The sequence below is a fragment of the Kitasatospora sp. A2-31 genome, assembly GCF_022288725.1.
Lineage (GTDB): Bacteria > Actinomycetota > Actinomycetes > Streptomycetales > Streptomycetaceae > Kitasatospora.
Map to the genome: position 1 here is coordinate 1 of NZ_JAKNTA010000028.1, position 23,138 is coordinate 23,138.

Consider the following 23,138-nt stretch of genomic DNA (forward strand, 5'->3'; position numbering starts at 1 on the left):
GGCGGCCGGCTCCGTCGCCGACGGCACCGCCGAGGTGGGAGGTGACCACCGGCTGCTGGACCTGGGTGGAGAAGGAGACCGTGCCGGAGAGGGGGCTCGCGCCGATGTGGTCACCGTCCATGACGTTCCACAGATAGCTGGTGTTCCAGGCGAGCTTGCCGGGCGGCACGGCCCATGAGGTGCTGGGCTGCCAGCCTGACTCGGCGACGAGCTGCGGGTCGCCCGACGCAGGGTTGGTGTAGACCTTGAAGTAGTAGTCCACGCCCGTGCCGGGGTAGTTGTCCGGGTCGTGGCCGGTGGCGTAGAGCTGCGGCGTGAGGCTGCCGACCACGGTGTTGTTGGGCGGCGCCAGTGCGTCCAGTTGGGGCGCGGTGTTGGCCCCGGTGACGGTGGTGCAGGTGCCGAAGGGGATCGAGTAGGAGTCGTGCAGGGATGTGGTCCCGCCGACGTAGCCGTCCCAGCAGAGGTAGTAGGAGCGTCCGAGCGGCAGCGGCGGGATCACCCCGTTGACGGTCACGGAGTCGTAGGTCTTGACCAGTCCGGAGACGCCGGTGAGCGGCGCGTTGAACCACTGCTCGTTCCAGTTCGAATCGAAGAACCGGGCCTTGACCTGCATGCTCTGCCAGTTCCACCAGTTGGCCGCCATGTTGGTGAGGGTGACCTGCTGGTAGCCGGGGGTGTTGTAGGTCGGCGGCATGTAGCTGCCGGCCGGTGCGTAGGTCGCGGCCCAGTCGCTGTAGACGATCGACAGGTAGGGCGGGTAGGCGCTGTTGGCGCTGGAGAACTTCTTCCAGTCGTAGGAGTTCGTGGTGCTGGCCGTCAGCGCGAGGCCGTAGTTGGCGCCGCCCCGGGCCCAGCTCTCGACCAGCTGCACGCCCGGGTCGTTGTGACTGCGGCCCAAATCGATGCTTTCCCACATCGCTCCGCCACACGTGTCGCCAGCGGAGAAGTTGGCGGTTCCCAGTTGCTGGCCGATCGACACACCGGGGTAGGTGTTGATCGTCGCAGGGTCCCACCAGCTGGTGATCTGGTTCACGTAGACCGGGTGCGGGGAGCACTCGTAGGAGTGGGTGTTGTTCAGGTTGAGGGTCACCGCGTGCAGGTAGTCGTTCGACAACACGTTGGCTACGGCGGGGAAGTACAGGTAACTGTTGATCTTCGAGGCGCCACCGTCGGAGGTGCCGATCCGCAGCAACGGGTCGGTGGAGAAGTTCGCCCTCTGGTCGGAGCGGACGAAGGTCGACTGGCCGACGCCGATGGACAGGGTCGACGGGTCCACGGTGACCGGGAAGACGCGCTTGGCGTCGTGCAGCCAGGCCGCGTCCAGGTCCATCTGCAGAGCGGGCACGCCGTTCTGGTCGATCAGATGGTAGGTGACACCGTCGCTGCCCACGCCGTCGCCGGAGGCCGGGTCGATCTTCGAGTCCATCATCGAGCCGCGCGGAATCGCCAGCCGCACGGCACCTGAGGTGTCCTTGAACTGGACCTCTCCGGCCGACCCGATCGCCGGGGTCAGTCCGGTGGTGTGCAGTGGGAAGACCCAGTTGGTCGGGGCGCTCGCATCGTGCAGGACCAGGGATTCCTTGATGCCCTGGGCGAGGCCGTTGTAGACGACATCGCTCGCGGGGCGTGCGAGCGGATACGTCAGGGTGTCGCCTTGGACGACGCCGCGCACTGGGGCCGCGCCCTGCAGCCCGTAGGAGACCGCGTGCTCCGCGTCCAGGGTCCAGCTCACGACCGAGGGGTCGTCGGACCTGACCGCGAAGCTGGCCTGCTGGCTGTTGGCCTGCTCGGCCCAACGGCCGGCGCGGTCCAGCGAGAAGTTGGTGTTGATGTCGTCCCAGCTGCCGTCGGCCTTCTTGTAGTGCACGGGCCGGGGGTAGGCGCGCAGGGTCTTGGTACCGTCCGGGTTCTGGAAGACCGAGGTGCTGTCGGTCCGGGCACCGGCGACCTCCGTGCCTTCGACGGGCAGACTCGGAGAGCCGGAACTGGTGTTGGCGTCGTTGCGGGCCTGAAGGTCCTTCGCCGAGGGTGACGCAGGCGTAGCGCTGCGGTTCTTCGCCCCCTTGCCGTCCTTGAGGTCGTCCTGCGGCGCGGCCGCATTGGGCTGCGCCGCAGCGCCGGACTGGGGGCTGCCGGGCTTGGCATCCCCGGGGTGGTGTTCCAGGGACGGCGGTGGGGTGACGGCCCCACCCTTCACCGGGGTCTTGGGCTGCCCGTCGCCAGAAGGGTGCGTGGCGGTGTCGCCCGTCACCGCCTTGGTCTCGGGCAGTTCACCGGGGCCCGGCCGGTGGGTGGACTCCCCGGGAGCACCGCCGTCCTTCCTGGTCTGTGAGGACGGCACCGTGTGGCTGCCCCCGCTCGGGTCACCGCTGACCTGCTGCGGAGTCTTCGGCGTGACCGTCGACACCGGGGCTTTGGTCGCCGTGAACGCGCTCGCTTCTTGCGTGCCAAGGGCAAGCAGAAGCGCCAAAGAGGTAATGAGTGCAAGCGAGCGACGCACGACAAGTCCTTCAAGTGCAGGCGAAACGACCGACTCTCCCCTACAGGCGTTCGGTCTGTGCCCTTCCTATCGGTCGTCAGTGCGAGAGGTACAGCCAGGAACTGACGCAGTCATGGTCACTTTGTTCAATATAGGGACATCATAGGCCGAAATGTTCTTAAGAGATTTTTCATCTTCTTTACCGAACAATGGAAACCACCAGGCGAGACTTGACCGCGCCCACCACACACCACCCGCCAGGAGAAGCCCGCATGACGCCCCATCTCACCCCCCGCCTCCGGTGGGCGCTCGGACTTACCGCGGCGCTGGTCGTAGCGGGTACCGGTGTCGGGATGTGGCTCGGGAGCGAAAGTGACGACAAGGCTGGCCTTCCAGCCGTCATAAGCCCCTCCAACATCGCTGGACGCCGAACGGCCTGCCTCACCGGCGACGCCACGGAAGCGGCGAGGCACAGCGACACCAGCGCGATCTGGTCAGCTCTTCAAGACGCCTCCCAGCAAAACGACCTGAACGTGCAACAACTCCTTGTCCCGGCAACCACCGCCGACCAGGCCCTCCCCTACCTCGCGGGACTTGCAGCACAGCACTGCGACCTCGTTGTCGCCATCGGACCAACCTTCAATCAGGCGCTGGAAACTGCATCCAAAGCCAACCCGCATACCCGGTTCGTCGCCGTGACGACCGACGGGCAACCCGCGCCAGGCGGAGTTGCCACGGTCATGGGCAGCGCCAACGAGAAAGCCGCCGAGATCCGTCGCCGCGCACTCGACCTGCCCGCCCCCGGCAACTGACCGGCTAAGCCTCGCTCCGCCGCGCGCCCACGCGCGCTACACCTCATCGCGCCCGCTACCGGTCGGCAAGACCTCCGGCCACTTCCCCCCACTGTCCTCGACGCCATACACGCCAGCGGCGAAGCGACCGCTCCCAGCTGACCCCGGCGCCGCCGTCCCGGGCTGCGCTGCCCAGATCAAGGACCTTGTGCAGTTCGGACCGTCCGTGTCGGCTGGACTCGCTCGGCGCCGGGGGTGGGCTGGCCTGCGGGTGGAGGGAGCTGTAGGCACCAGGGAAGGAGCGACGCGGTGGCCTAGCGTCCGGCGTGGCGCCGCCAGCGGGTCGGCCACCCGCAGCGCCGGCCGGCCGAGCCGAAGCGGCCGGCCGGACGGGAACAGCAGGGCGGCGATGCCCTCCCGGCGGCGCCGGGCGTGGGAGCCACGCGGACGGGCGTTCGCACGATTGCTGATGGTCCTGGTCGGCAGGGCGTGGCTCAGGTGTGCCCGACCGTGGCGGACCTGTGCCTGGTCGCCGAGGAGCATCCGGGCCACCACCGAGATGCTGTCCCACCCGATCGGAGGACCTGGTCGGCTCGTCGGCTATCCCCGGCTCCCGGGCGTGGTGATCACCTCAGGTCGAAGTCGTTGGGGTCGAAGTCGAAGTCGTCGGCGGTGAAGCCGCCGTAGCCGGCGCCGCCGTTGAAGTAGTCCGCGAGGGCCTGACCGACGATCTGCCGCACCTCGTCCTCGTTCTCGGCGATGGCCAGGGCGGCGGCCTGCTCGCCCGTGAGGTTCAGGTGGATGTCGCGGGCCCGGACGGCGTCCGAGCCGCGGATCTCGAAGCTCACGGCGCGGCCGACCCGGGCCCCGATCCCGGAGACGGTGCCGCGCTGGGCCAGCTGCTTGGCCTTGCGTTCCCGGCCCCGCTCGGTGGTCTGCACGTCGACCGCCTCGCGCTGTAGCCGTTCGGCGTCCTCTCCCTTGGGGTGGCGTGTGCCGTCGATCCAGCGCAGCACGGTGCGCGGCGCGACGCCGTAGGCCGCGGCCATGGCCTTGGTGTTCCCGCCGTACTTGCGCTCCCGCACCTGGCCGGCCTGCGTCGTGGACTGCACCGGCGCCTTCCGGGAGGGGAACAGCGCCTCGCGCACCCGGCCGAACAACCCCTTGCCCGCCATCAGTTCCCGCCTTCCTTAGCGTCGTTGCCGGTGTCGGGCTGCTCGTGGCCGATCGCGGTGCCGTCGGTGGCGTAGTGGTGGACCAGCTTGGAAGGGTGCTCACGGCGCTCCATCGCCTCGATGGCGGCCTGGAGCGGGATCGAGGACTCGTGCTTGTGGCTGCCCGGGGCGATGCCCAGGCGCAGCGCTCCCGGGACGGGGGTGCCGTCGTCCTTGACCGGAAGGAGTTCCAGTGGGGTGGGGGCGTCGGTGGCGTACAGGTAGCTGTCCACGTTGATGGCGAAGGGGGCGCGGCCGGTGAGCTGCCAGGTTTTGCGCAGGCGGCGGTGGGCGGCGATGCGGGCGGCGGCGATGATGTGGAAGCGGATCTCCGGGCGGTAGGACCAGGCGGCGGCGATCTTCTCCAACCAGGTCTCGTCGTCCAGGTGGCGGGCGGAGTCGGCCCACTTCCCGATGCCGCCCTTGTAGATGTTCTTGTACAGCCCGGCGAGGACCAGGGCGTCCGCGCGGACCGGGTCGGTGCCGACGTCCTTGTGCACGGCGTAGGCGGCGAGGAACTCGGCAGGGGCCTGGCCGTCGGCCAGGCCGAGGTCGGCGTAGGCGCGCTTGTAGCCGCCACGGATCCGGCCAGTCCACTCCTTGAGCAGCGGTGCGGTGTGGGTCGACAGGTACGCCTCGGTGATGGTGGCCGGGTCGAAGCCGTAGGTGGTGGCCATGTACGCGACGGTCGGGGTGGCGTACCAGCCAGGCCCGGTGGGCGGCTGGCCGTGGAAGGTAGCCGGGTGGGGCAGCAGCTCGTCCACCGGGGTGCTGGTGAAGTCGCACCACCACAGGCCGGCGGTCTTGCCGCCGTCCCACGCCGGGTTCTTCACGTGGTCCAGCGGGCCGATGGGCAGGCGCAGGGAGTCGGTGACGGACAGGTAGGAGGCGCAGACGTCGACCGCGACCGCCCAGGGGCGGACGGCCTCCTGCTCGGTGAGCTCGCGGGCCCACCACTTGTAGTCCTCCTCCTCGCACACCGCCTCGCCCTTGCTGAGGAGTTCGCGGGTGAGCGGGTGGCGGGCCCCGGCAGCCGGCGCAACGCACAGGTCGCCCTTCGGGAGCGCGCCCTCGCGCAGGTGGGAGGACCACTCCCCCGTCGTCTCGTCCTTGACCCACTCCACGCGCGGGCGCACCGCGTCCAGGAGCAGCATCGCGGTGGAGGCTGTGGTGGCGCCGGGGGCGGCGCCGAGGTCGGTGGTGAAGGCGCGGTAGCGGCGGGTCAGGGTGAGGCCGTCCTTCGTGCCGTCGGGGGCGGTGGCGAGCGGGGCGGCCAGGGCGCTGGCCGCCTGCTGGCGGGCATCGCCCTGCCCGAGCCACGGCGCGACGGTGACCCGGACCGAGGTCTTCGGTCCGCCGGCCGATCCGGTGCGGCGGAAGACGTGGAGGCTCGGGCCGATCTGGTCGCTGATCTCCATGCCCACCACGGCGGCGGCCTTCGCCAGCTTGGTGTGCAGCGTGTTCAGGGCCTTCTCGGTGGCGGGCAGGGTGGCGGGCAGGCCGAGCTGCTTGAGGGCGGCGGCGGTCAGGCAGACCATGCCGTCGGCGCCGCGTCCCGAGGCGTGGGCGCGCTCGACGCGCAGCGGCAGGCCGGTGCCCAGCCACGCGAACCAGTCGCCGAGCTTGGTCCCGGCCGGGGCCGGGATCTGCGGGACGTCCAGCACCCAGCCGCCGTCGACGGCGTCCAGCGCGACCGCCGGCCACCAGCGCGCAGCGGCAGCGGACGGAGCAGCGGGGCGCGCCGAAGCCGGACGCGCCGCGGCCGGACGGGCTGCGGCCGGGCGGGCTGCGGCCGGGCGGGCAGGGGTGCGGGCCGTCGCCGGGCGCGGGTTCGCCGGGGCCGACCTGGCGGTGGGCGCGGGCCGGACCGGCTCGGAGGCGACGGGGGCAGCAGCGGGTGCGGGTGTGGCCGTGGGCTGCTCGGCCGGGGCCGGCATCGGCGTCGGCTGCCGGGTGGCTTCGACGGCCGCCTCGGTAGCCGGGGTGGCGGGGCGGCAGAACCCGCCCAGGTGCATCGGGCGGCCCTGGGCGCGGTAGACGGAGGGCTGGCCGCACTGCACGCACGGCGCCGCGACGGCCATCAACAGCGAGCCGTCCGGGTTCTGATCGAGCACCGGAACAGCGAGCGCGTCAGTGGTCTGCTGGGCGGGCGCCGGGGCCTGGACAGGCGTCTGCGGCGTGGCCGGGATCGGCGTCGCCGCGGGCTGCTCGGGCGCCGGGAAACGCGCTGCTAGACCCTCCAGGAGGCGCGTGTAGGCCGGGGCGATGTCCGGGCCCGGGACGGCGCTGCCGTCCTCCCAGCCCAGGATCAGGGCCGAGTTCACCCGCAGGGCCGCGGCGACCTGCGCGGGCGTGAGACCGGCCGCCAGGCGCAGCCGCTTGCGCTCCGCTGGGGCCGGAAGGCCGGTGCTCACGGCGGCGAGCAGCGCGTCGACGGAGTCGGATAGCTCGTCGGACATCGGGGGCTTCTCCTCAGCGTCCGTTGGGGCGGGTCGGGTCGAGACGCGGGTCGCCGAACAGGGCGTCGAAGACGTCCTCGGTGACGCAGGCGATCAGGCCCTGCTCGGCATCGCGCAGGGTGTAGCCGGCGCTGCGCCCGAGGTCGGCCACCGCGATCGGGACCTGGGGGCGGTAGTAGAAGGTCAGTTCCCGGCCCGCGTAGTCGGTCGGGGCTGTGGCCCGATCCGCCGGGGTGAACGGCAGGGTGAACGACGGCAGGTCCACGACGTCCGCCTCGGCGGCCAGGTGCAGGACGCCGTCGTCGACGGTGCGGAACGCGACAACCAGGTTCACCCCGCCGCTGCGCCGGTCGCGCGGCAGCCCGTGCCCCTCGAGGACCCGGCCGAGCTGGGAAGCGGACATTCCGGCCGCCCCGGCCAGCGCGCTCCGGTTCGAGTAGGCACCGACCGCGTCCGCGCGCGACATCGCCACCTCCCGGAACACCGCCAGGTGCTGGATGAGCCGGCTGGTACGAGCGACCAGGTCGACCAGGGCGTCGAAGTCAGAGGCCTGCGGCGGCTCCACCAACCGCTCACCGCGCAGCCCGGCAAGCAGCGCAGTGCCCAAGTCGTCGGGCACCTCGACCTGCTCACCGCCAATGCTGATCCTCACAAGACACTCCGCAACAGTAGGACCTAACCAAATAGTAGGGCTCTGCACTTTGGAAGTCCAGGACGAAGGAGCGCGCGGCTGATGCCACGCGCCCCTGGGCCCGTCCGAGGTCCGCAGCAGACCCGCGTGTCCAACGTCCGGGCCAGTGCGTTGCCAGAGGGACGAAGACCGCCTCCGCCTCCGTACCAGCCGCGCGCCGACGCGGCCCCGATGGCCAGTTCCCCATGTACCGCGGCCACACCTGCCAGCCCTACAGCGGCTGGGACATCCGCCGCTGGTCGTAGGGCAGGCCGGAGGACGAACCCGAGTTCCGCCGGACCTACAAGACCAACCCCTGGTGCTGGTCACCGGAACTCGGCTTCCACCGCGCCCGCACCCCGCACATCCCGGAGCCGCTTGGCCGGGCTGACCAACCGCCAGTTCGTCGGACCGAAGGGCATGAACATGTGGCAGGCCGTCCGGCTCGGGGCCGGCTGGGGCACCAGTACCGAGCCCAGTCGGGGACGCTGGACTGAGCAGGTCTGGCGGGGTCATGGTCGCCGTCAACTACCAGTGGAGCAGCGACCTGGAACCGGTCGCCCACCTCGGTCGGCTCCTCGGCGCCCTGGTCGACGGCGGCGGCCAACAGCACCTCGACAACGACAACACCGAACGGCGCGGCTGGTTCCGCGACTGCGTGAGGAGTTCCTGCCCCACCCGGCCCTCGGCGCGGAGTGGAACGACGTCCTGCTGCGGGCCTGCCACGGCGAGGCGGACCTCGAGCGGGACGGGGCCTGGGTTCGGGCCCAGCAGCCGCCCGCATCGCGCCGGCCGCTTGAGCAGCCGTGGGAGCCCCGGATCGACCCGTGGAACAACCTCACCGACTGGGCACCGCATGGCGGGATGCGGATCGTGTGCGAGGTCTACAAGCTCACCAAGCCCAGCCCGGAGGAGGCCATGAGCTGGATGACCACCGCCGTCCGGCACGGCCTGCGCTGGGGCCGGGTCGACACCGCCGTCCCGCCGCGGCCGCCGGTCGACGACGAGGACGAGGACGGCACGGCCCGGACGCCGTCATGGCGGCCGGGGCCGTGGTAAACCCGAGGCGTCAGGGCGCCGCCGGCGCCTGCTGGTCGGCGGCCTGGGCTTCAGCGAAGGTGGCGTACTCGGTGGAGCGGTCGACCAGGGTCAGGTCCATGTTTGTTGATGAGCGTCGATGTCCACAGCCACCAGAACTGCCGGGGCAGCCCGCCCACCACCTCGCTCGCTGTTCTTCGGACGCCGGCGGGCAGGGACAGGACGGGCATGGGTGGCTCCTGGGGCAGTAGATGTTTCGTCGGGCGCGACGACACGGCCGATCGGCGGTCAGGTAATCGTTCAGGGATTTCGCGCATCACACGTGCACGCTGACGACGGTCGCGGCGCAGCCGACGGCCGCCGTTCGGTGTGCGACGCGCACGTTGGTTCCATGACAACCCAGAAGGGCAGCCGTCACACCGTCGCCGGGCGCGGAACTCCGGCACAGAAAGGGTCGCGGGCCGTCAACAAAGGCACCGGTGCAGAACTGGGTCTGGGTGAAGCCCCTTTGGGGCCTGCTGGGCCCAGGTGTACGCGATGAGCACCTCAAAGACGGCAGCGGTCCAGTAGGCGGAGGGCTGTTTTGGCGAGTTCGGCCTCGGACAGCTGCTAGGGCGCCATAGTCCCCCCCTCCTGGTACTTCGGGTTCGAAGTCCACACGCCGTGCAGGTCATGCGGAGACCGTAGAACCTCAAGTGCAGTTGAGGTCAAGCATTTGATCTTCCTAGCGCCGTCGACGCGGTCGACGACGGCCTCGTCGTGGAAGGCCGTCTGGTCCTGGACGGCGGCGAGCATCATCGGGCCTCGCTTCCCCGGCGCCCGCCATGTCGTCCCGCGTCCCGGACCGGCCGGGGCCGGCGGGGGGTCGCCGGCCGGGATGGGCTGCACGGTGGTGCCGTCCATGACGACCCAGGCCACCTGGCGGTCCTCGCCCCAGCGGACGTGGGCGATCCACCGCTCCCCCAGCCGGCGGCACGCCGTTACCAGACCCGCCGCAACACCCTCCCAGCCACCCGACTCACCCGCGCACAGCTCCAAGCCGCTCTCAAGCGAGCCGGTCGCAAGCGGGGCATCGAGGCCGAGGCTGATCGGCTCCGCGAGACCTTCCGAGCGGACTGGGCCCACCAGCCTCCGCTGGTCGAAGACGCGCTCGGCAAGCAGATGCTCGCCATCCTGCTCCAGCTGGAAGCCGCATCGCAGGCCACCGACGACCTCGTCCAAGCAGCGGAAGAGGTGTTAGAAGCCGTTGTCGTACCGATCATGGTGGACATCGGTTCGAGTGCGGCCACACGGCTGAGTGATCTTTCCTCGGGGCGCGCATGAAGGCAGGGCCTCCTGTCCAGCTCGGGATTGTCGAAGTCCAAACGAGCTGGCCGGGAGGCCCTGTGTCGCAGTCTTGCGTTTCCATGCCCGTGTCGTCCAACTCGGTTACCCGGTCGTGTGATTGTCTCGCTCACCGGTTCGGGAACGCGGGTGACCGGCCGGACCGTGCGCGCCGCTACGACTCGGACATGACGGACGCGGAGTGGGCTGTGGTGCGGGACGCGATGCCGGTCCCGGCGTGGTTGGAGGGGCGGGGCGGGCAGCCGGAGGGTTACTGTCACCGGCAGCTGCTGGACGCGGTGCGCTACCTGGTCGACAACGGGATCAAGTGGCGGGCGATGCCGGCGGACTTCCCCGCGTGGGACCGGGTCTACGCCTTCTGTCGGCGGTGGCGTGCGCGGGGCCTGCTGGCCGAGTTGCACGACCGACTGCGGGGCCTGGTCCGCGAGGACGCCGGCCGCGACCCGGAGCCGACCGCCGCGGTGGTCGACGCGCAGTCCCTGCGCGCGGCGGCCACGGTGCCGGCGTCCTCACGCGGATACGACGGCGCGAAGAAGGTCCCCGGTCGCAAGCGCCACGTCGTGGTCGACTGCCTCGGGCTGCTGCTGGCCGTGTTGGTCACCGCCGCGAACGTGACGGACCGAGACGCCGCGATGCCGCTGCTGCAGCAGCTCCGGGCCCGCTACCGGAAGATCATCCTGGTGTGGGCCGACGGCGGTTACGCGGGCCGCCTGGTCGCATGGGCGAAGCAGGCACTGCGGCTCACTCTGAAGATCGTCAAGCGGAACGACGACGTGTCCGGCTTCGTGGTGCTGCCCAGGCGCTGGGTGGTGGAGAGAACGCTGAGCTGGCTGATGCGCTCGCGCCGGCTGGTGCGCGACTACGAGACGCTGCCCGCCGTCCACGAGCAGATGGTGCTGTGGTCGATGACGATGCTCATGACCCGCAGGCTGGCCCGGCGGCGAGCGTGAACCGGCCCGGGGACGGCTCGTCGGCCCAGCCCCGGTCCGCCAGCCGCTTCATCTTCGACCGCACGCCCTCCACGCTCGCCGGGACCGCCGCCAGCCCCAAGGCGGCGGTGATCTCCTGGCACGTCATCACGTCTTCCCCGTCCGCGCGGCGTTCGGCCAGCAGGGACAAGATCTGCTGGTAGTCCGCGGCCAGCGCGTCCGTCGACAGCACGGGCCGCCACACCGGCACGATCGAACCCGAGCGAGCCGCTCGCGGCGTCGGCACCTCGGCGGGCGCGTCCGGGACGATCACCGGCTCCGGCGCCAAGGGCTCCCTGACCGGTTCCGGACCGGCCGCCGGGCCGGCTTCCCGGGGCTGCGGCGCGGCCAGGACTTCGCCGACCCGCTGACGCGCGATCAGCCACTCCTGCCAGTCCGTCTCCGCCTCCGCGAGCGCGGCCAGCACCCGATCCGCCTCCTCCCGGAGCCCCTCCACACGCTCTCGCGCGGCCAGCTCCCGCTCTTCCAGCAGACCCACGACCGACGCCATCCCGGCACCTCCACCGACGAGACAACCCGACCACCCGAGCCTGCCTCGCCAACACCGGCGTCATGCCTGAGCTGCGGAAACACGCCGATCAAGTTCGGTACAACAACGGCTTCTGAGGGCCTTTCTGGCTGTAGGTGCAGATGTCGCAATCCACACCAAGCCAGAAGGCCCTCACTCATTTCAAGATCACCACACCGTGAACCCCGTCACCAACCTCCGTGGTCAGTACACCTAGTAGTCCGCAGTATCCGGATGCCCGGGGCACCGTCGTCCTTGCGCACGGCCAGGAGTTCGCCGTCGGAGCTGATCGAGACACCTCCCGAGGGATCGCCTTGCTGCACCAGCCGGGATCCCGGAAGGCTCCACAGCCGGACCGTGCTGTCCATCCCGGCCGTCGCCAAAGTCGTGCCGTCGGGGCCGAACGTCAGGGAGCGGACAGCGTCACCGTGGCCGGCGAGCGGGTTGCCGAGGGGGGTGATGTGCTCGGGCAGGGCCACGTTCCACAGGCGCACCGTTCCGTCGTCGCCTGCCGCGGCAAGTGCGGTGCTGTCGGGGCTGAAGACGAGTTGGTAGGCGCTTCCTAGCAGTTCCGAGGGCAGGGGGCCGGTTGTCGGGGAGGATCCCGGCAGAGGTGTGCCGAAGAACTTGGGGCGCGCGCGGTCGGTGATGTCCCACAGCCGGATGACGCCGTCGTCGCCTGCGACGGCGAGATTGCGGCCGTCAGGGCTGTACGCGAGGGACTCCGGTAGGCGGCCGTGACCGGGCAGGGGCTCCCCCAGGGGTGCGGGAGCCGCCGGGTTGTCGATGTCCCACCGGTGGACGGTCCCGCCGACGGCCGCCACGGCGACCTCCTTGCCGTCGGGGCTCATGCTGAACCAGCTCATGGTGCCCCTGCCCTCCACCCTCAGGGCCGTGCTGCGAGGGGTGGACGCGGCCAAGCCGGTCAGGTCCCATACCTGGACCGCGGCGTCCGTCGGGTTCCCGCCCAGGGCGCCCACGACCAGGACGTTGCCGTCCCGGCCGAAGCGCAGCCGGGTGACGATGTCGCTCTGGCCGAGTAGCTCGCCAAGCGGGGCCGGTGACGAGGGGACGGTCAAGTCCCAGACCCGGACCTGCTTGTCGTCGCCCGCGGCCAGACGTCCGCCATCGGGGCTGAAGGCGATCGCGTCGACGCCGCCGTTCGTCCTCAGGTCGGCCCCGGCTTTGGGGCGGGCGGGGTCGGTGACGTCCCACAGTCGGAGGTGTCCGTCGCTGCCGGCTGCCAGCAGCTTGCCGTCCGGGCTGAACGCGGCGGACATGACGCCGGTGTCGAGCCCTGGCAACAATTCGGTTCGGGAGGCGGGGTGATGCGGCTCGGTCGTGTCCCACAGCTCCAGGGCCCCGTGCAGCCCGACACCGGCCAGGAGCCGGCCGTCCGGACTGAACACCACTTCGCCGACCGGGTTCCGGTGGGCCAAGGCGGTCGACAGCGTGGATGCGGCGTCGTTGACGAGTCGTGTGTATGCCTCCGGGTCCGTCCGGCGCATGCGGTGTGCGGCCAGGTCCAGTTGGGCGGCCAACGACGGATCGGTCCCCCTCAGGTGGTCGGCCTTGGCCAGGAGCTGGTGGAACACGGCGGTGTCGCGCTCGGAACGGGCCGTGAGGCTCTGCTGTACGGCGGTCGCTGCGGCGGCGACGGCGACGAGGACTAGAGTGCTCAGCACCGCGATCACCCGGTTACGGCGGGCGGCCGCTCGGCGGGCCCGGTGCGCGGAGGCTTTCAGGAAGGCAGTGGCGAGAGGGCCGGCCTCGTGGGCCGCCACCCGCCTGGCCGCAACCAGGCGTTCGCCCCGGTAGAGCATGCCCGGATCCCGGCCGTCGCGTTCCCAGGCCGCCGCTGCCTCTTCGAGGCCCTGGCGGACGAGCCGGTCGGCACGATCGGACTCGATCCAGGTCCGCATGCGGGGCCAGGCGCGGACGAGGGCTTCGTGCGCGATGGTGACGGTGTCGTTCTCCACGATGAGCAGCCGGCCGTTGGTGAACACCCCGACGAGGCCGGCAGGCAGGTCGGACCGGGCGACCCGGCGGCGGGTGTCCTCCGTTCCGTCAGTGCTCTCACCGATTCGGACCAGTCGCAGAAACATGGCCTGGGCTGCTGACTGCCCTGCCGGGTCGAGGCCGGAGTAGATCCGCTCGGCGCTGGTTGCCACGGCTTGGCCGATCCCGCCGGTGGTGCGGTACCCGCTGACGGTCAGGGCGTTGCCCTGCCGCTGGTTCCAGACGGCCCGCAAGGCGTGGGCCAACAGCGGCAGTCGGCCGGCTTCCCGCCCCGGCCACCCGAGGTCGGCCAGCATCAACTCCACCAGTCCGGGCTCCAGGACGAGTCCGACCTCCCGGGCAGGGAAGAGGATGGCCTCCCGAAGGCCCTCCTGCGACAGCGGCCCGACGACGATCTGACGGTGCTGCAATGCGGACCGCAGTTGGGGGTAGGTCACGCACTGGGAGTAGAAGTCGGACCGCAGAACGCAGACGACAAAGGCGGCAGGCTCCGGACCAGCGGCCAGAACGTCAAGGAGGTCGAGGAACGCTTGCCGCTGCGGCTCGTCGGTGCACAGGGTGAACAGTTCTTCGAGCTGGTCCACCACCAGCAGGAGGCGAGAGGTACCGGGCGACGCGCACGGCACGGAGGCAATCGCGTCCGGGCCCGCCTTGATCGCGCGACGGACATCCGCGGCAGTGACCCCGACGACCTGCTCCAGCCGGGCAGTCAGTTCGTCGACCGGCCGCTCGGTTGGGGTCATCACCAGCTGGCTCCAGCCGGCCGAACCGGGCAGGCGGCCTGCCGCCAGCGCCGGCAGCACCCCTGCCCGCAGTAGCGAGGACTTCCCAGCCCCGGACGGGGCGACGACAACGAGAGGCCCCTCGGCGTCGCGGTCGAGCTCAGCCAGTACCTGCGCGACGAGATCGTCCCTGCCGAAGAACCATCGGGCATCGCCCGGCTCGAACGGCTTCAGGCCAGGGTACGGGCAGTCCGCAGCGGCGACCACCGAAGCCCGCCGGGTCTCGCGTACACCGTCGAGGTAGTGGAGATGGACGTCGCCAGCCTCCGCCACGACCATGTCACGGCCGGACTGGTAAATCCTGGCCTCGTTGTGGGCCGTGGCGCTCATCGAAGGTGGCTGCTCCGACGCGTCCTCAGGCTCCTGCCTCCCTGTGCCGCTCATCATTCTGCGACACGCTCGCCCCGGACGGCCCGGTGCGACTGTAAGACGATCGCGCCCACCCTCAGCTCCCCCCACCGGATCCGCCGCCTCATGATGCCACCGCAGGAACGGCCCCGCCATAAGGGAAGCGTCTGTCCATTCAGCGGCTCTGTCGCTCGTTCGGTGGTGGCAGAGCACCACGTCGCCCTCGGCCGGCCCTCTGGGCCGAGGGCCGGCCGAGGGCGAGGACGCTCTTCCGGGGTCGAGCACATAGCCGAGCCCCCTCAAGAACCCCGTTCTCCTGGACGGTGCCGGGCTCTGCGAAGATCGTGACCCGGTGCGCACCGCACTCCATTGCCCGCGGTGCGCACCATTGTTCCTGGGGTGCCGTGCCGTCGGGCGTACGGGGGTGCGATCTACGATGGGCGTCGTGTGTGATGCCGTTGACTTCCCGGCTGACCTGCTGGAACTCCGGCACCGTTGGTACACCGCCGAGGCCGGAGATCGCCGATCCCACCGATGAGGAGCGGGCCGTCTTCGCCGCGGTCGGCGCCGAGCTGTACGCCCATCCTTACTGGGCGGGCGCCGAGAATCGATCAGGGCGGTCCAGGTGCCGCGCTGGACGTCGTGCTCTTCGATCCAGCCGACCGGGCGGCCGTCGCGCTGCAGTTCCTGGACGCCCGGGTGGTCGGGCCAGATGAGGCGGACCAGGCCGTCGCCGAGGGCGTATCGGGTTGGGGTGCCCAGGCCGCGATCCGACGGCACGCTCCCGCCGGTCGGACGCTTGAGGGCGGGCGCGGCACGCTGGCCACCGCCCGCTCGGCGCTCAGCCGCGCGGCGTGTGCGCGCTGGACCGACAGGGCAGTGGTTCAGCGATCGAAGACATGGGGCAGCCGTCCGTCAGTAGGAGACCCGCCCCTGGCGGCGGCATGGTCGGCGAGAGTGCACAGCTGTGCGGGGGTGAGCCCGGCCAGTTCACGGAAGTCACGGGTCATGTGCGCCTGGTCGTAGTAGCCGCACAGAGCGGCCAGATCGGCCAGCGATCGGCCGGCGTAGGACGGTAGGGTGAGTGCCCGTTGGAACCGCAGGATCCGGCTGACGGATTGCGGCGGCAGCCCGATCTGTTCTCGGAACAGCACCTGCAACCGCCGGCTGCCGCGGCCCGTGGCAATAGCCAGATCTTTGGCGGATAACTGCCCGTGGCACGCACGCAGCCGGCTCCATGCCTCGGCGACGACCGGCGAGGGCGGCGACGCGTCCGCCATGCGCCGCGTCAGGGCGCTGTCGATGACCGCCCAGCGCCCTTCCCAGTCCGGCACGGCGATGAGCTGCTCGGTGAGCCTCGCCGACCAGCCGGTTCCCAGCACCTCGTCCGGGTGCATGTGCCGGTTGGCCAGTTGGTGCAGCGGCAGCCTCAGACACGTGTACGCGCCGAGCGGGGTGAACTCCACCTCGACCGACTCCGCGACGCCCTCGTAACCCCCTTTCACTGGCGATGTCTGCAGGCCGGCGAGCATCGCATGCCATGTGGTCCGCTCCGCCGGGACGCCCCTCGTGCAGTGGAGCAGGTGCAAGGGATCTCCCCAACCCAGGATCAACGTCACTGTGGCGGACGGAAGAGTGAGCCTGACGGGTCCCGGCCCCGCAGTGCGATGACCTCGGTATGTCACGATCTGAGACCGTAACCGCCCGGGTGCGCGACGTTCCGCGTACCCGCCCCTGTGTGACGACTCCATGGGCGTCTCACCCTCCATCTGCGACCCCGCGGGCAGGTGCACGTCAACGATTCCCGTGAAGAGAGTGCGCCTTCGTACAAGGCGGGGGAATAGGCTCCGCCGCAATCTGGACACGCGCCGCACGGCGGCCCTGGAACGTCCCGTAGGAGGAGTCCGAATGCTCAGGAAGATCATCGCTACCGCGACGGTGACCACCGTGGCTGCGGGCGCAGTCCTCATGGGGTCCGCGGGTGCGGCCTCCGCCGCCCCGCTCTGGTGCGGGAGCTGGCTGAAAGAGCCCTCCAGGGCGACCAACATCTCGGCGGTACCCGGAACGACGGCATCCGTCTCGAGTCCGGGCAATGGCTACATCCGTGTCAACCAGGGTACGTACGGGGGGAAGTGGTACGCGTGGGCCAAGCTGTACAACGGCTGGCAGGGGGATCTCGTCGCGCTGATCTGGGTGAACCAGTCGAACTCGGCGTACTACCAGTGCGGCTCCCGGGACGGGTCATCCGAGTACTCCATGGACTACACCGCCGGTGTCGACGACGCGCACGCCTACAAGGTCCAGGCCAAGCACTGGCACAACGGCGCCGCCGGTATCTCGTACGGCCCGACCGTCATCTGGCGATAGCGCCCGAAGGCCACCCGGTCCGACGGGCAGTCAGTCCCTGGGCTTCGGCGAGGGGTGCGGGTGCGAACCGCTGCGGCGGTGGATTCGCTGCTCGGAAGGCCATGTGGCGTGAGGAGCCGGGCGGCGGGTTGCAGTCCATCGCCGCACACGTGCCATCCCGACCCGGCCGGGACGCCGAACGGAAATCATTCACCTCGTAGGAGGAAACCAGTGCTCAGGAAGATCATCGCCACCGCGTCGGTGACCACCGTGGCTGCAGGGGCGGTCCTCATGGGGTCCGCGGGTGCGGCCTCCGCCGCCCCGCTCTGGTGCGGGAGCTGGCTGAAGGAGCCCTCCAGGGCGACCAATGTCTCCGCGGTGCCCGGAACGTATGCGAATGTCGGAGGGTCCACGTACATCCGTGTCAACCAGGGCACCTACGGCGGGAAGTGGGATGCGTGGGCCAAGATGTACAACTACGGGTTCGACTCCGTGGCTCTGATCTGGGTCAACCAGTCGGACAAGGCGATCTACCAGTGCGGCAACCGGGACGGCGCACGGGAGTGGGCCCAGGACTACACCGCCGGCGTTGATGACGCGCACGCCTACAAGGTGCAGGCGAAGTACCAGCACTCGAACGTGTTCTACGGTCCGACGGTCGTCTGGCGGTGAGTGCGGCCGATGACCCCCTCGCGCGAGCAGGTGAGTCTCGTCGGCACAGACGTTTGTGAACCGGCTCCCGGTGCTGACGGCCACGGCCCTACGATGCCGCACCGGAAGGAGAGCATGAAGCGACGGAGGATCTCATCCGTACTACCGGCCGCGGTGATCTCTCTTCTGCTTCTGGTGTCGGCCGCATGCACCACCGCACCGAACGCCGGGACAGTGACCGACGCGCCCGTGATCACGCAGGGAGCGGGATCCGCAGGTCTTCTCGCGCTTCCCCTGGACGCCTATGAACTGCCGGACGCGGACTACCTCCAGGTGCAGCGGGCGACCATGCACTCGCTGCGTGATTGCATGGCCACTTACGGACTGACTCTCAGCGTTCCCGAGGTCCCCGCTTCCCGGTACCCCAGGCATGCGACCGCGCTCGGCTGGCTCGGTGCCCACGAGGTCGAGCGGTACGGATATCGAGGGCCGGCGAACTTCGCGGACGACATGGCAGCAGCCGCCCGACGTGGAAGTAGACCCATAGTCGTCCCCGAAGACCAGATAGCGGTGTTCGAAGGGAGCGTTCCCCGGTTCCAGGGGGAGACGGTGCCCGAGGGAGGGTGCGACGGGGAAACCCGCCGCACCCTCAACGGCGGAGAGGTCTCGATACCGATCGACGGACTCGACTCCACCGTTCCTCCCGAGCGATGGCTTCATGTCCTGGGATCTCAGGCCGGGGACCGGGCGCGCTCCGACGCGCGACTCTCCCCCACGGTACGGTCATGGAGCGAGTGCATGCGCGACCGGGGATTCCGGTACCAGAACCCCGATCAAGCGATGAGCGATCCTCGATGGAGTCCTGGCGAGGATGGCGCGGGCCAGCCGCCGTCCCGGGACGAGATCGAGACCGCAGTCGCGGACAGGGACTGTCGGGACAGGGTGAATCTTTCGGGAGTCCTACGGTTCCTGATTACTCAGTACGAGAACGAGATGATCAACTCGCAGGGCCATCGCATCCGCGAGGTTTCCGACCTCCTGAGGACCCGGGCCATGAATTCATCCAGGATCCTCAGTGCCCGCTGATGAACTTGGATGCGTGTGCCGGTGCCGTCGGGGCCGGCAGCACGTGATCGAGGTCTTCGAGGTGAAAGTTCTTGCAGCTCGGGGCATGATCGCGTTGTAAGACACCTCACGGCGCCAAGCCGTCAAGTCGGTGGCCGGTGGGCCGGTGGAGCGTGGGGCGGCGGCTGCTCTGGAGCGCCGGCCCAACCGGCCGCCCGACGCCCTGGCACAAGTACACCCCTCCACGAAGCCGGCCGCGCCTTCCTCCAGACGCACCTCGCCAGGACCGAACCCGGCAAGCCGTAGGCCCAGCCGAAGCGACGACCGAAAGCCTGGCCCCGACAACGGCCGACGCTCGACGCGGCGGGTGCTCCAGGTAGTTCAACCTCGTATTGGCCACCGCGGGCAAAGACTTCTGACGCCGCCACACAACGATGAGTACGACAAGCGTCCGCAACATCGCCTTTTGACCTTCGCGACCTCGCTGTCCCAAACACGTCGGCTTCCCAGAAGTGAGCGGACGGCCTAGTACTCCAGCAGGACTTCTCCATTTCCGCTGGTCAACGGCTTGGGAGTGGGAGTGTAGCGGGCGGGTGAGAGGTCAGGGGCGGTCTTCATGGGACCGCCCCTCGATCGTGTGCAGCCGTCGTTGGTAGTGGCAGCGTCGGGCGACGGCCTGGTGTTGTCGGCGCCAGGTGGACCAGTTCAGGGCATGAGCGCGAAGCGATCGCCGCGGCGGACGTGGGCGGTGGGGACCGCCGCCTGCCAGGAGTCGCCATCGCGGCGTTCATCCGCACCCGGGTGTTGGAGCCGGAGCGGGCGGAGTTCCGGCGGTGTCTGGAGGAGCTGCGCGCCTACCGGAAGGCGTTCGGGGACGTGAAGGTGCCCTACGCCTACACAGCGCCGTCCGGGCACCGGTTGGAGGTGTGGGTGGCCGACCAGCGGCGCTACAAGGCTGCCGACGTCCTGGACCCGGAGCGGGTGAAGGAGCTGGCCGAGCTGGGCATGGTCTGGTCGGCGTTCGACACGGCGTTCACCGACAACCTCACCGCGGTGGCCGGGTACGCGGCCGAGCACGGCCACGCCTGCCCGCCCAATGAGGCGGTGTGGGGCGGACGGCCGGTCGGAACCATCATGAAGAACCTCCGTACCGCGCAGCGCCGCACCGAAGCCCTCCAGCGGCGTGCCGAGGCTGGGGAGACCGGCCTGGACCGGACGGGGGCGCTGACCGCCGACCGCAAGAACGCCCTCGACGCCATCGACCACGCATGGTGTCCCACCTGGTCGGTCGAGTGGCAACGCTGCTTCGCCCTCGCCCGGCGGCACATCAAGAACGGCGGCACACTCGCCGGGGCCGCGCCGGGCAGCATCATGGTCCAGGGCGAGGACCTGGCTGGGTGGGGCCGCGCCCAGCAGGTCGGCTGGGACAAGCTCGCACCGGCGCAGCAGTGGGCACTGGAAAACGTCCTCGGAATCGAGCCGCTGCCGGAGGAGGAGAAGCCGGCGGTGAAGGTCTCGCACACGGTGAAGGAGCAGCCGAACCTGGCGGCGGCCGCGGAGCACGGGCCCGGGGAGGGGCACCTGAACGTGCCGCGCAAGCACAAAGAGCCACCCCATGGTGGAGATCAGCCTCGGCCTCCACATCGCCCACAGCCGCAGCCGCCTCGCCACCATCCCCACCACCCGCGCCGAACGACTCACCGAACTCGGGATGCGCTGGGAGTAACGCGGGTACCCAGAGCGGCAGGCAGACGGCCTGTCACCCCGGGGGTTGTCGCGTCCGGGCCTCACTGGGGTGAACGGGTGTCCTCCCATGCCACGGGGCACGACAGCGCCCGGCGCGACAGGAGACGCGACAACCCTCGCGACAGGGGCGCTGTGGCCGCTCACCGGGGGCGGTCCTTTGGCCGGGCAGAGCACGGCGTGCTGCACCTGACCCCATCGCCAGGTTGCGGTTGGGTGTCTTCCCGCCTGCACCGCCATGCCGTCGGGAAGCATGGACATGACCGTCATCGTCCAAGGGGGGACTTTACGATGAGCGCGTTAGACGATCTTGCATCCGGAGTGGTGCAACTGCTGTCCACCGCAGGCACCGCGGCAGCGACCGGCGCAGGGACCAGCGCTGCGGCGCTGGTGGGCGACCTGGTCCGCAGCCGCCTCACCAGCGCAGGACAGGGCGGAACGGTGACCGCGTTCGAGGCCGCCCCGCAGGACCCAGGCACACAGGCCGCCCTGCAAGGGGCGCTGGTGGCGGTGCTGGCCGCCGACCGGCCCTTCGTCGTCTACCTCACCAGCGTCATGCCCACCCCGCAGCCAGCGCCCCCCACCGGGCGGGCCGAACCCACCCTTGTCGCCTCCGGCGGGGGCGTAACCGTCCAGGGCAACGGCAACCGGCTCCGGGGCAACCTCGCCGGCCGCGACCAAATCATCAACAACATCCGCAACGGCGACCGCACCACCCTGGTGATCATCGCCCTGGTCCTCGTCGTCCTGCTCACCGCAGCCGTCTACGGGGGCGGCAAGCTTCTACAGGACTCGAACGGGTCTCTGACCGACGCCCGCGCGGTCGCCGCGATCCTGCCCAGCCAACCGGACCTGCCCGAAGGATGGGAGCTCGACCCGTCCACCCCCGGCTACACCAAAACCGGCACTGAGTGCACCAACGGCATCGACCGGCTGTGCCGCGGCGTGGTCGGCCTCTCGTTCGTCAGGTACCGGACGACCGAGTCATCCAACCCCGAGATCCCCGCGATCGTTGAGTTCACCGCAACGGCCTACTCCACCGAGGCCGACGCAGCAGCCGCCTACGAGGCCACCCCCAAGGCTCGCAATCTGCTGCAGCTCAAAGCCCGTGGCAACCAGTCGATCGCCACGGAGAACGGCACTGACAAGAAGACCCTCGTACGAGCTGGGACCGTCCTCGTATCGGTCCTGCTGTTTCCTGCGGACCCCTACGGCCGCAAGGCCGAGACCGCAGACCTGGACAAGTACACCAGCATGCTCGTCTAGCGGGCCCAGCAAGCCCAGCGCGGCAAAACACCGGACGCCCAAGCGCACTGACGTCGTCCAAAGCAGAAGGTCCGGGAACGAGCAGCCGGTTACGCGCATGCGGTCCCGACCCGAGGTGGATTCTCCTGTGCACCTGGACGGTGAGAGGCCGCGGGTTACGGGCTCGACGGGCCGACCGAGAACGGGGGCGCTGGGAGCAGGCCGGGGCTGGACGTGGACCGGGCGGTACAACGCGCCCGCTGCAACACGGCCCAGCCGCTGGCCGGGAGAGGCGAAGACCCAGCTCAGGGGTGCAGCACGGGCCGCGTTGCAGTCAGCGGCCAGGGGTGTGCGACCGCAGACGGGGCGGAGCCAGGCCGGCGAGGCCGTCCGGGTCAGAACCCCTCGTGCACCGCGAAGACGCCGCTGCCCCAGTACACGGACGGCTCGTCGGCCCCGCTCGGCCAGTCGCTCTTCAGATGGCGGCGGCCGTCTCCGAGGGCTCCGACCTGGTGCGGGCTCAACCGCCCCGCCATCAGGTCGTCCGCTTCGGCGTCCGTGATCGGCAGAACGGTCCGGTACTGCGCGTCCTGTGAGCCCACCCAGTCAACGTACTCGGTGAAGACGCTCACGAAGGCCTGCGAACAGAGGCCGCAGCGCTGGACAGAGACGATGAAATGCGAGTCGTCCTGAATCAACCTCTCAACCCGGACCCCGTTGCGGCTCTGATGGTGCTCCCCCGCCACCAGGGCATCCTCCGCGCAGCAAGCCGCGCACCCGAAACCCGCGTGGTCACTTCCATACTGCGGACCCATGGATCCCCCCGCCTAAGCCGTCCCTGATCGTTTGTCACCATAGCAACCCACCGGTGAAGGCCGTCCAAGAAGACCCTGAGCCGGCTGCTGTCGCCTCCCGACCTCGCACGGGGTAAGCGCCCATCTGCGCAGGTCACAGGGTGTGAAAGCGCCGATGCGACAGGGGGCGCGACGGCAGCCGGCTCTCACATGGCACGGTCCCGCTGATGACCTGTCTCACCGGAGTTTGACCGGCGAGGGTTTGTCTCATTCGAAGGTTGACTGCCAGTTCAAGCCGGGTAGAGCTCAGCGTGCCGCACCCGCACCTCCCACCACGGATCGGCCGGGGCCAAGACGCAGGCGGCCAGCAGCTCGCGCCGGGTCGGGGCGGGCAGCACCAGCGGCCCCAGCTCCTCCGCCTCCCGGCGGCGCACTGCGGGCACTCCAACCGGTCGGGGCCGGCCTCCGCAGCGTTCCGCGTCAAGGCCCACGACAACGACCCGAAACGCTCCGGCCAAGAGCCGGCCGGCCGCACGGTGCACTGGTGGTGTCCGCGCATGCCCCGGCCACACCAAAGCCGGATACCCGCCGGATTCTCAGCGCCCCGGACTTCGCCCCCGCGCAGCGAGGAGGTCCGGTTCGCCGAGATG

17 protein-coding genes are annotated in these 23,138 nt (G+C 70.1%); 7 read left to right on the forward strand and 10 right to left on the reverse strand.

All coding sequences use genetic code 11. The features are described 5' to 3' along the window. On the reverse strand, positions 1-2,410 hold a 2,410-nt coding region (locus MCM47_RS43590), incomplete at its 3' end, for a DNRLRE domain-containing protein (protein ID WP_238951445.1). A 344-nt stretch (positions 2,411-2,754) separates the two neighbouring features. Here MCM47_RS43590 and MCM47_RS37230 point away from each other — a divergent pair. After that, positions 2,755-3,294 carry a hypothetical protein gene (locus tag MCM47_RS37230; protein ID WP_238951446.1) on the forward strand — a complete coding sequence of 180 codons (540 nt, stop codon included), beginning with the start codon at positions 2,755-2,757 and terminating at the stop codon, positions 3,292-3,294. A gap of 605 nt (positions 3,295-3,899) precedes the next feature. Here MCM47_RS37230 and MCM47_RS37235 read toward each other — a convergent pair. Genes MCM47_RS37235 through MCM47_RS37245 form a run of 3 tightly spaced genes read right to left on the reverse strand, consistent with a single transcriptional unit; the run spans position 3,900 to position 7,598 of the window. Beyond that, positions 3,900-4,448 carry a hypothetical protein gene (locus MCM47_RS37235; RefSeq protein WP_238951447.1) on the reverse strand — a complete coding sequence of 183 codons (549 nt, stop codon included), beginning with the start codon at positions 4,446-4,448 and terminating at the stop codon, positions 3,900-3,902. Next, positions 4,448-6,946 (reverse strand): hypothetical protein, encoded by a 2,499-nt coding sequence (locus MCM47_RS37240; RefSeq protein WP_238951448.1) that lies wholly within the window; start codon positions 6,944-6,946, stop codon positions 4,448-4,450. Before MCM47_RS37240 ends, MCM47_RS37235 begins: the two co-directional genes overlap by 1 nt. A 13-nt stretch (positions 6,947-6,959) precedes the next feature. Beyond that, positions 6,960-7,598: a hypothetical protein gene (locus tag MCM47_RS37245; RefSeq protein ID WP_238951449.1), complete on the reverse strand. Its 639-nt coding sequence runs from the start codon at positions 7,596-7,598 to the stop codon at positions 6,960-6,962. A gap of 882 nt (positions 7,599-8,480) precedes the next feature. On the opposite strand from MCM47_RS37245, the gene MCM47_RS37250 reads away from it, so the two are divergent. Then, positions 8,481-8,675 (forward strand): hypothetical protein, encoded by a 195-nt coding sequence (locus MCM47_RS37250; protein WP_238951450.1) that lies wholly within the window; start codon positions 8,481-8,483, stop codon positions 8,673-8,675. A 588-nt stretch (positions 8,676-9,263) separates the two neighbouring features. Here MCM47_RS37250 and MCM47_RS37255 read toward each other — a convergent pair. Next, positions 9,264-9,875, reverse strand: coding sequence for a hypothetical protein (locus tag MCM47_RS37255; protein WP_238951451.1), 612 nt, complete (start codon positions 9,873-9,875; stop codon positions 9,264-9,266). A gap of 290 nt (positions 9,876-10,165) precedes the next feature. Between MCM47_RS37255 and MCM47_RS37260 the strand changes: the two genes are divergently transcribed. Then, on the forward strand, positions 10,166-10,948 hold the full coding sequence (locus MCM47_RS37260) for an IS5 family transposase (protein ID WP_305067983.1): 783 nt from the start codon (positions 10,166-10,168) through the stop codon (positions 10,946-10,948). Here the strand turns inward: MCM47_RS37260 and MCM47_RS37265 are convergent. From MCM47_RS37265 to MCM47_RS37275, 3 genes are all read right to left on the reverse strand, one after another. After that, the gene (locus MCM47_RS37265; protein ID WP_238862180.1) at positions 10,914-11,477 is read right to left on the reverse strand and encodes a hypothetical protein; all 564 of its coding nucleotides are present in this window, start codon (positions 11,475-11,477) and stop codon (positions 10,914-10,916) included. The two genes, MCM47_RS37260 and MCM47_RS37265, sit on opposite strands and share 35 nt — an antisense overlap. A gap of 206 nt (positions 11,478-11,683) precedes the next feature. Further along, positions 11,684-14,626, reverse strand: a complete 2,943-nt coding sequence (locus MCM47_RS37270) for a hypothetical protein (RefSeq protein WP_238951452.1) — start codon at positions 14,624-14,626, stop codon at positions 11,684-11,686. Between the two features lie 902 nt (positions 14,627-15,528). Continuing rightward, entirely contained in the window at positions 15,529-16,176 is a 648-nt protein-coding gene (locus MCM47_RS37275) for an AraC family transcriptional regulator (RefSeq protein ID WP_238951453.1), read from the reverse strand. Positions 16,177-16,591: 415 nt separating this feature from the next. On the opposite strand from MCM47_RS37275, the gene MCM47_RS37280 reads away from it, so the two are divergent. The 4 genes from MCM47_RS37280 to MCM47_RS37295 all read left to right on the forward strand — a co-directional run bounded on the left by MCM47_RS37280 (position 16,592) and on the right by MCM47_RS37295 (position 21,715). Next, entirely contained in the window at positions 16,592-17,011 is a 420-nt protein-coding gene (locus MCM47_RS37280; protein ID WP_238951454.1) for a hypothetical protein, read from the forward strand. Between the two features lie 210 nt (positions 17,012-17,221). After that, entirely contained in the window at positions 17,222-17,662 is a 441-nt protein-coding gene (locus MCM47_RS37285; protein ID WP_238951455.1) for a hypothetical protein, read from the forward strand. A gap of 114 nt (positions 17,663-17,776) precedes the next feature. After that, complete coding sequence (locus tag MCM47_RS37290) at positions 17,777-18,727, forward strand: hypothetical protein (RefSeq protein ID WP_238951456.1); 951 nt, start codon at positions 17,777-17,779, stop codon at positions 18,725-18,727. Positions 18,728-19,507: 780 nt separating this feature from the next. Next, the gene (locus MCM47_RS37295) at positions 19,508-21,715 is read left to right on the forward strand and encodes a helicase associated domain-containing protein (RefSeq protein ID WP_238951457.1); all 2,208 of its coding nucleotides are present in this window, start codon (positions 19,508-19,510) and stop codon (positions 21,713-21,715) included. A gap of 374 nt (positions 21,716-22,089) precedes the next feature. On the opposite strand, the gene MCM47_RS37300 is transcribed toward MCM47_RS37295, so the two are convergent. Beyond that, the gene (locus tag MCM47_RS37300; RefSeq protein ID WP_238951458.1) at positions 22,090-22,326 is read right to left on the reverse strand and encodes a hypothetical protein; all 237 of its coding nucleotides are present in this window, start codon (positions 22,324-22,326) and stop codon (positions 22,090-22,092) included. Positions 22,327-22,778: 452 nt separating this feature from the next. Beyond that, positions 22,779-22,922: a hypothetical protein gene (locus MCM47_RS37305; protein WP_238951459.1), complete on the reverse strand. Its 144-nt coding sequence runs from the start codon at positions 22,920-22,922 to the stop codon at positions 22,779-22,781. Between the last annotated feature and the right edge of the window lie 216 nt (positions 22,923-23,138).

Bases quoted from the DNA above. Each gene is read 5' to 3' on its own strand.
- MCM47_RS37290 (WP_238951456.1), top strand. From the start codon at position 17,777: ATGAAGCGACGGAGGATCTCATCCGTACTACCGGCCGCGGTGATCTCT.
- MCM47_RS37230 (WP_238951446.1), top strand. From the start codon at position 2,755: ATGACGCCCCATCTCACCCCCCGCCTCCGGTGGGCGCTCGGACTTACC.
- MCM47_RS37270 (WP_238951452.1), bottom strand. From the start codon at position 14,626: ATGAGCGCCACGGCCCACAACGAGGCCAGGATTTACCAGTCCGGCCGT.
- MCM47_RS37265 (WP_238862180.1), bottom strand. From the start codon at position 11,477: ATGGCGTCGGTCGTGGGTCTGCTGGAAGAGCGGGAGCTGGCCGCGCGA.
- MCM47_RS37250 (WP_238951450.1), top strand. From the start codon at position 8,481: ATGCGGATCGTGTGCGAGGTCTACAAGCTCACCAAGCCCAGCCCGGAG.
- MCM47_RS37235 (WP_238951447.1), bottom strand. From the start codon at position 4,448: ATGGCGGGCAAGGGGTTGTTCGGCCGGGTGCGCGAGGCGCTGTTCCCC.
- MCM47_RS37260 (WP_305067983.1), top strand. From the start codon at position 10,166: ATGACGGACGCGGAGTGGGCTGTGGTGCGGGACGCGATGCCGGTCCCG.
- MCM47_RS37240 (WP_238951448.1), bottom strand. From the start codon at position 6,946: ATGTCCGACGAGCTATCCGACTCCGTCGACGCGCTGCTCGCCGCCGTG.
- MCM47_RS37275 (WP_238951453.1), bottom strand. From the start codon at position 16,176: ATGCTCGCCGGCCTGCAGACATCGCCAGTGAAAGGGGGTTACGAGGGC.